The sequence below is a fragment of the Bacteroidota bacterium genome, from assembly GCA_037133915.1.
Classification (GTDB): domain Bacteria; phylum Bacteroidota; class Bacteroidia; order Bacteroidales; family CAIWKO01; genus JBAXND01.
The window spans coordinates 1-8,018 of the sequence record JBAXND010000088.1 but is presented as its reverse complement, the minus strand read 5'-3'; the positions used below and the strand labels follow the sequence as shown (position 1 = coordinate 8,018).

Below are 8,018 nucleotides of genomic sequence, written 5' to 3'. Positions count from 1 at the left end.
ATGCACCACCTGTCGCATTATTATCGCGCAGCTGCAGAAAGTCAAGCACCACACAACCGCTGGCTTTTGAAAAGGTGCCTTGCTGTCCCGAAATCGTGGAACGTATATCTATCGGGAAACCGCCGAGACCGGTTGCATCGAGCATCGAGAGAATTGTTTCGGTTCTTCCGGCTTCTATTTCATAGGTTTTTCCGGGTGCGAATTTAAGTGTGTCAAATGTGAAATTGCCATTCAACTGTCCGTTTCCTAAGAAGGTGACTTTCGAGAAACTTGCTGCTCCGTAAGAGTAGGGATAATATATTTGTGAGGTTCCTGCTGTGTTAGTGCATTCAATTTTGTTGAACGCGAGGCCCGTATATATTCCGTTATAGGTGGAGTTATACATTCCGCCGTTTTGCCCTGTAAACCGTATCACTGATGACGTCGCACTCAGTGTGAGGTTATCGGTGTAGATTGACCATGAAGACGAGGAACCACCGGTTATTACGAAAACTGAAGTACCCAGAATCAGGGTGCGGTTTGGAATACTCGACGGACTGGAATTAAAATATGCGCAGGTTACCTGCTGATTATTGGTATTCAGGATTCCGTTAATCAGATAAATGTAATTACTTCCTGCATTGAACGCATCAAGGAATGACCAGCCGCCGCCCGCACCCTGGAAATAGACATAATTATTGAAGACCTTACCATCGGTAAAGATGGTTTTACCCGTAGCGGTGGCTTCGAAAAATGTTTTGCCCTGATACGTGAGATTCATGGCGTTAATGAACTGGAGCGAGCCGTAAATGCTGAGATTGTTGGTATTCGTACCACCAAATGTAGGGTAATTTGATGCACCGGTCCAATCCATACTATTGCAATATGCGCTCACATTTATCGTTGCTGTCTGACCTGCCCCTGTGAAGGAGTTCTGATCAAAAAATACATTGTCATAAGCGTTGGGAATGCACTGTCCGCCCGGACCTCCGCTGGTGAGCGACCAATGGTCTGTTTGATCCCAGTTGCCTGTTCCGCTTCCGCTGAATGGCACCCAATACAGGTTTCTTGGTGTCGGAGCGTTGATAATCCAGCCGCTGTTATTACCCATGTCGGTTGAATTGTTGGCTGTAAATACGGCACCTCCGGTGGCAGCCATATCGCGCAATGAACAATAAACAATGGTTATGGCACCTGAAGATTTTGTAATTGTCGACTGTTGCCCTGAAGTGAGGGATTTCAAAGTTATAGGTGCAACGCAGGTCCCTACGGCAGTGAGCAATGAAGTAATTGTTTGCGTTCTGCCTGATTCAAATTCATAGATTTTATCAGCAGAAAAGGCTAGCGTGTCGAATGTGAAATTGCCTTTGATTTGTCCGTTGCAGGCGAAATTGACATTTTTAAAAAATGCAACACCATATGAGTACGGATAATAAATTTGTGAAGTGCCGAGCAGATTGGTGCATTGAACTTTATTGAAGTAGAGATTGGTGTATATACCGTTATACGTGGAATTGTACATTCCGCCATTTTGCCCTGTGAACCGTATGGTCGATGAAGCGGCACTCAGCGTGAAATTATCAGTATAAATAGACCACGACGATGACGAACCGCCGGTAATAATCATCAATGATGTTCCCATTATCAATGTTCGTGGAGGAATGGTCGACGGGCTTGAATTGAAATAAGCGCAGGTAACGGTTTTATTACCGGTATTCAGTATTCCGTTTATCAGGTAAATATAATTTGAGCCGGCATTGAAATCATCCAGAAATGTCCATCCGCCGCCTGAACCCTGAAAATATACATAATTATTGAAAACTTTGGTGGCCGATGTTATTGTTTTTCCGGTTGCATTTGCTTCAAAATAGGTTTTACCCTGAAACGTAAGATTCATCGCGGTGGAGAACGTAAGTGAGCCATAAATGCTCAGATTAAATGTATTGGTGCCTGCCAAATTTGGCATTCCGGTGGTTCCGTTCCAGGTCATATCACGGCACACGGCATTCACATTGATGGTTGTGCTTTGCCCGCTACCGTTGTAAGACGCTGCGTCAAAAAATACGTTATCGTTGGCCGTCGGAACACATTCTCCACCAACTCCGCCACTGCTTAATGACCAGTGTGCGATATCATCCCACGATCCGTTTCCCGTACCTCCGGCCTGAACCCAATAAAGGTTGCGCGGGGTTGGTACGTTTATCACCCATCCGGTATTATTGCCAAGGTCAACGGAATTATTTGCTACAAATGAAGCGCCGCCTGTTCCAACCATATCTCTCAGTGATGCGTTTGAAATGGTAATGTTCCCTGCTGATTTACTAATCGTGGACTGCACTCCTGCCGTAAGTGACCTGATTGAAATGGGTGCATTACAAAGCCCGTTGGCACTCAATAGCATGTTGATGGTCTGAGTTCTTCCTGATTCAAATTCATACAGATGATTGGGGGTAAACGAAAGTGTATCGAATGTGAAATTTCCTTTTATCTGACCAGCACAATTAAACGTGACTTTTTTAAAAGTGGCATTTCCATAGGAATAAGGATAATAAATCTGGGAAGTTCCGGTCGAATTCGTGAAACCAACATTGTTGAAGGCCAGGTTTGTATAAATGCCATTGTAGGTTGAGTTATACATCCCGCCGTTTTGTCCTGTGAATAGTATTGTTGATGAGGTCGCGGACAATGTGAAATTATCTGTGTAAATAGACCAAGATGAGGACGAGCCACCGGTGATTGTCACTGTGGACGTTCCCAGAATCAGCGATCTGGCCGGGATGGTCGAAGGGCTTGAATTAAAGTACGCACAGGTAACAGACTGGTTGTTCGTATTCAGAATGCCGTTTATCAGATAAATATAATTGCTGCCTGCATTAAAAGCGTCTTGCAGCAACCAGCTTCCGCCGGCTCCCTGAAAGTAGATATAGTTGTTGAAGACTTTACCTGCTGTGGTAATCGTTTTACCGGTGCCGGTTGCTTCAAAATATGTTTTTCCCTGAAAACTCAAAGTTACATTTGGATCGAATCGCAGGCTGCCGTATATTTTCAGAGAATTGCTATTTGGTCCGTTAAGTATTGTATTCGCAGGCACACCCGACCAGTTCATATCCAGGCAGGTTTCAATGGTCTGATCAATGGTTACGGTTTGCCCGCTGCCCGAAAAACTCAAATTGTCAAAATACACATTGTCGAAGGGGCTCGGAACAACCGCCGGATGAATTGTTCCTCCGGATACGGTCGCCCAGTTATTGAGGCTTGACCAGTTACCTGTGCCTCCGACCCAGTAATAATTGGTGGAATAAGCTGCATGGCTCCATAAGGCCATAATCATAAAGAGGAAAGAATTCCTCAGCAGAGTTTTAACATTTGTTGTTTTCATAGTCATTAGTATTATTTTTTATTCGTGCGACTCAAATTTTAAGAACACAGTGAATTGAAATTTGTAAGCCAAAAAATCCCGCCTCTGACGGAGGGCAAATTCCCTGCGCCTCCGTTGCGCCATTTTAAACCAGCCCGCCAATGGAAGGACGCCCTGAGGTTTATACCCGTGATTGAAAATAGTGCTATAAAGTTATTGAATTATTGTGTTATTTATCAAGGTTTTTGCAAATAAAAATTTCGTCTAATTAACATGGGAATATCAAAGTCAATAATATGATATTTTTCAACATAGGCGCGATTAGACAAAAATCACCTCCCATTAATATTTCAAAATGGTGGATGATTTATAAAATAACTCCGCAATATCTCGCCAATAGTGCCAGTAACTTTATAAATGGCTATATGTCGCGATATTGCGGAGCATCTCATCCTTGGTTCTGTTACAAGTTATTTAGTCATAATGAACCTGATAATTCTGTTTCGGTCAGGTGAAATTATTTTTGCATAATATACGCCTGTCGAATATTCGTTAAAAGTGATTTCATAATTATTCAGCTTGTTTACCTTTTGGGTGAAGATCATTTCACCCAGCACATTGTAAATTTCAATAAGCGAAGTTCCTTCTATTTCCTTCGCACACGAAATAGTAAAGCTGCCTTTGTTCGGACTGGGGAAAATGACTGTACCGCCGCTTTCGTCATTCGTTTCAACTGAACTGATATTAAGCGGGGAGAAGTGGAGCATAAAACGATTTGCATCATCGCCCACAGAAGCACTGAATGTGTAAACAGGTGCATCGGCAAGATTCACAATAGCTCCTGTTTTCAAATCTTCCAGAAATAAACCGGTCTGTGTTGATAGGCTTGTAAAATCTGTAGCTTTGATGCTGTAGGTTCCGTCTTCAGTTGCAACCATTGAAACCGGAACATCCGGATTTGAGATTACATCAGGCAGGGTATTAATTGAATAATATTCCTCCCGGTCACTCACAGTGGTTGACCACAACTGACTCATTTCAGGCACTACGATTTTATATGCATCAAAATTGCCATCAAAATCAGATGTTGCCTCAGGGTCGATTCTGATAATTATATCGTCTTCAATATCCTTATGATTTAACGTTAGCCTGATGTAATCTGCTGTTGGCGCCGATTTGAAGAATGAAGTTACTTTGTGCAGTCTTACACTGCCGGTCATACCCAAGGTGCCTCCCGCAATATTATTACAAACCACATAGAACCCCTGTCCCGGGGCAATGTATTTGGTTCCGCCGTTTGTCCCGAAACCGCCAACATAGCTTGCATAGTTCGCGTAAGTCTGGTTGTAAATATAAATAGCATCATTCACATTGGTCTTTGTCCATCCCGCCGTGTCCCAATTCACAGTGCTTGGATACGGATTTCCGACAAGATTCCAGCCTTTTTTAGAATCCACCATAGTACTGGTGTTTTTTGTCACAGCAATAGTTTTAGCTCCGGTATTCGGCTTCCCGATATAATTATATGTACTGGTAATATTGCTCTTCAAGGCATATCCCACCATAACATTCAAAGGTGTTGACGTGCTTGTAATGTTGGTCCATGAGTAGTTTACTTCTGCCCATTTTTTTAGATAACAGGCATTGAAAACTCCCGCAGTTGCTGTTGGTATCACCGGTGAAATATAATGCCAGAAGTTGGCTGTTATATATCGCTCCATCTTCATGGTGCCGCTTCCGCTGATGGTTCCGTTATCGATAAACGACCCTGTACCTGCTAAGGTGGATTTTATGATTAAGCACTGGGAACCATTGAGTGTTGTTGTTCCATAAGCAGTCAGTGACCAGTTTGGTCTGATGGTCAATGTCGCACCATTGGCGATGGTAAGAGCGTTGCATTTTGCAGCACAATAAATCTCAGGCTGATGGGGCATACCGGAAGAAATAGTCACATTGGTTCCAGGAAGCGGCACCTGCCCTCCTGACCAGTTCGCTATATTGTTCCAGTTTGAATCGGCAGCGCCAGTCCAGCTTTGTGTACACACGTTCACAGTCATAGTGATGGCGTTTGAAGTTGCCGTTACAGGACTGGCACATGCTGCATTGGAAGCCATGATACATCGCACCTGATCGTTATTTACAGCTATATAATTTAATGTTGCACTGTTTGTGCCCTGATTGCTTCCGTTCACCTGCCACTGATATACCGGTGCAGCACCACCATTGACCGGACTTGCATTGTATATTACACTATTACCGGCACACGACGGGTTGGTCGCGGTAGTAATAGAAACCGCCGGCGTCTGCAGCGGATTCACTGTCATGGTGATGCTGTTGGAAGTTGCCGTACTGCTGCTGATGCAGGTTGCATTTGAGGTCATGATACAACTCACCAGATTATTGTTGGCAGGAATATAACTATAGGTTGAACTATTGGTTCCCTGATTGCTGCCATTCACTTTCCATTGATACACAGGATTACTGCCACCATTAAGCGGAACAGCCGTATATGAAACTGAGCTGCCAATGCAAGAAGGATTAGAGCTGGCAGTTATAGTAACAGCAGGAGTTACAATCGGGTTAAGGGTCATCGTAACAGTGTTGGATGTAGCTGTTGAGGGCGACGGGCAGGTAGCGTTTGAAACAAGTATACACGAAACCTGGTCGTTGCTTGCCGGAATATACGCAAATGTACTGCTGTTTGATCCCTGATTGATGTTATTCACTTTCCACTGGAATACCGGTGTCGAGCCTCCGTTGGTAGGGGTTGCAGTGTATAATACAGAGTATCCCGCGCAAGTCGGGTTTGACGATGGTGAAACAGCAACTAATGGTGTGATTAGCGGATTGATTGTCAGCGCAAGCGAACTTGAAGCTGAAGTAAAACATAAGTTGGATGCAACTACAGAAATGCTTCCCAATAAGGCTGTTCCCATGTTTACAGTGATGGATGTTGAATTCTGCCCGCCGGTGATAGTGGCACCAGTAGGTACACTCCATGTATATCCTGACGCTCCCGCAACGGCAGAAATAGAATACGTATTTCCGCTTGACCCGGCGCATACGGATGTATTACCGCTGATGGCTCCCGGTGTTCCCAGGAAGGTCGGGTCGCCAATAGTCCAACCGTTGTTGTTGCCCACATTTGTACTGTGGCTTCCGGTGTACCAATTCGCACCACCCAGTGCTTTGTTATCCTTGAGCAGAATGTAGTCGAGTACCACGCAACCACTGGCTTTTGTAAAAGTCGTCTGAACTCCGGACGTTGATGTATGGATGTCAATCATTTGCCCTGAAGTCCCGGTCGCATTCAGTGAACCGAGGAATGTCTGGGTGGTCGATGACTGGAAAATATAGGTCCGGCCTGCACCGAGAGTCAGGCTGTTATACTTATTGTTCCCGTTAATATTCCCGTGCCCTGCAAAAGAAACATTATTGAAAGTACAGATGTGGCCTGTATTGTTGTTGATGATTCCATTGGTAACATTGGGTCCGGTGAATTCAAGATTGTAGAACGAAAAATCGGTCAGGGAGCTGGTGAAGTCAATGGATGGAGAGTTACTGTTGGTGGTAATGCGTATGGTTGATGTGCCTGCATTCAGTGTCAGGTTCGTGAGGTTCACCGAAAATGCGCCACCGCAGCAATACGATAATTGCATCAGTGTTGAACCCAGGGTGAGCGACCTTACGTTGCTGTTGTTCGTGTTGAAATAGTAAATGTTCATGGTTTGCCCGTTGGTATTGAGCGAGCCATAATTTAACGAGGTCAGACTCGATGGGTTGGTGAAACCGTCCATCAGTGTCCATCCACCGCCATTACCGTCAAATGAAACGGTGTTCTGGAATTGCTTGTTGGCCGATGTAATGGTCTTACCCGTGGATGTGGCTGCAAAAGAGACCGGTCCGGTGAATGACCAGGTCATTCCTGAAATCAGCGTCAGCGAACCGTAAACCGACAATGTATTACTTCCCGAAGTTGTTGTGAAAACAGGCGAACTTGCAGAGCCGGTCCAGTCCATGTCCTTGCATGAAGCTGATGAAACATTCACCGTCACTGTTTTATTTACGCTTGTAAATCCCGAGTTCGCATCAAAATATACATTGTTTGAAGAACCCGGAATACAGCCGGGTCCGTTCGGCGTTCCACCGCTGGTGAGTGACCAGTGAAGTGGGTCACTCCAGTTTCCGGTTCCTGCTATCCAGTAATAATTGGCTCCTGTTCCTGCCGGCGCTGTGATATTCCACTGAGCGTTTACATTCGAAATAGCAATAGAATTTGTGGCATTGAATGTTGCTGTTCCCTGTGCCCAGATATCTTGAAGAGAAACGTAATCAACATCCACCGAGCCACCGGCTTTGTTTATATATGCCTGTGAACCACTGGTTGAGCTTTTAATGAGAATGTTGTTACCGCAAGCGCCCTGAGCCGTCAAGCTTCCTGTAAGGGTTTGAATGATACCCGACTGAAGAATATAGTTCTTGCCGGAAGAAAAAGTAAGTGCTCCGAAAGAGTTCTTACCGTTAATATTCCCGTGTCCTGCAAAAGAAACATTGTTGAATGTACAGATACGACCCGTATTGTTATTGATGATTCCATTGGTAACATTGGGTCCGGTGAATTCAAGGTTGTAGAACGAAAAATCGGTCAGGGAGCTGGTGAAGTCAATGGATGGAGAGTTAC

2 protein-coding genes are annotated in these 8,018 nt (G+C 44.6%); both read right to left on the bottom strand.

Features of this window, described 5'->3' with window-relative positions:
- Positions 1-3,358 (bottom strand): hypothetical protein (locus WCM76_16435; protein ID MEI6767219.1); only part of this gene is annotated, 3,358 nt, incomplete at its 3' end.
- Between the two features lie 449 nt (positions 3,359-3,807).
- Positions 3,808-8,018, bottom strand: a 4,211-nt coding sequence (locus tag WCM76_16430; GenBank protein MEI6767218.1) for a T9SS type A sorting domain-containing protein, incomplete at its 5' end; no start/stop codon positions are given.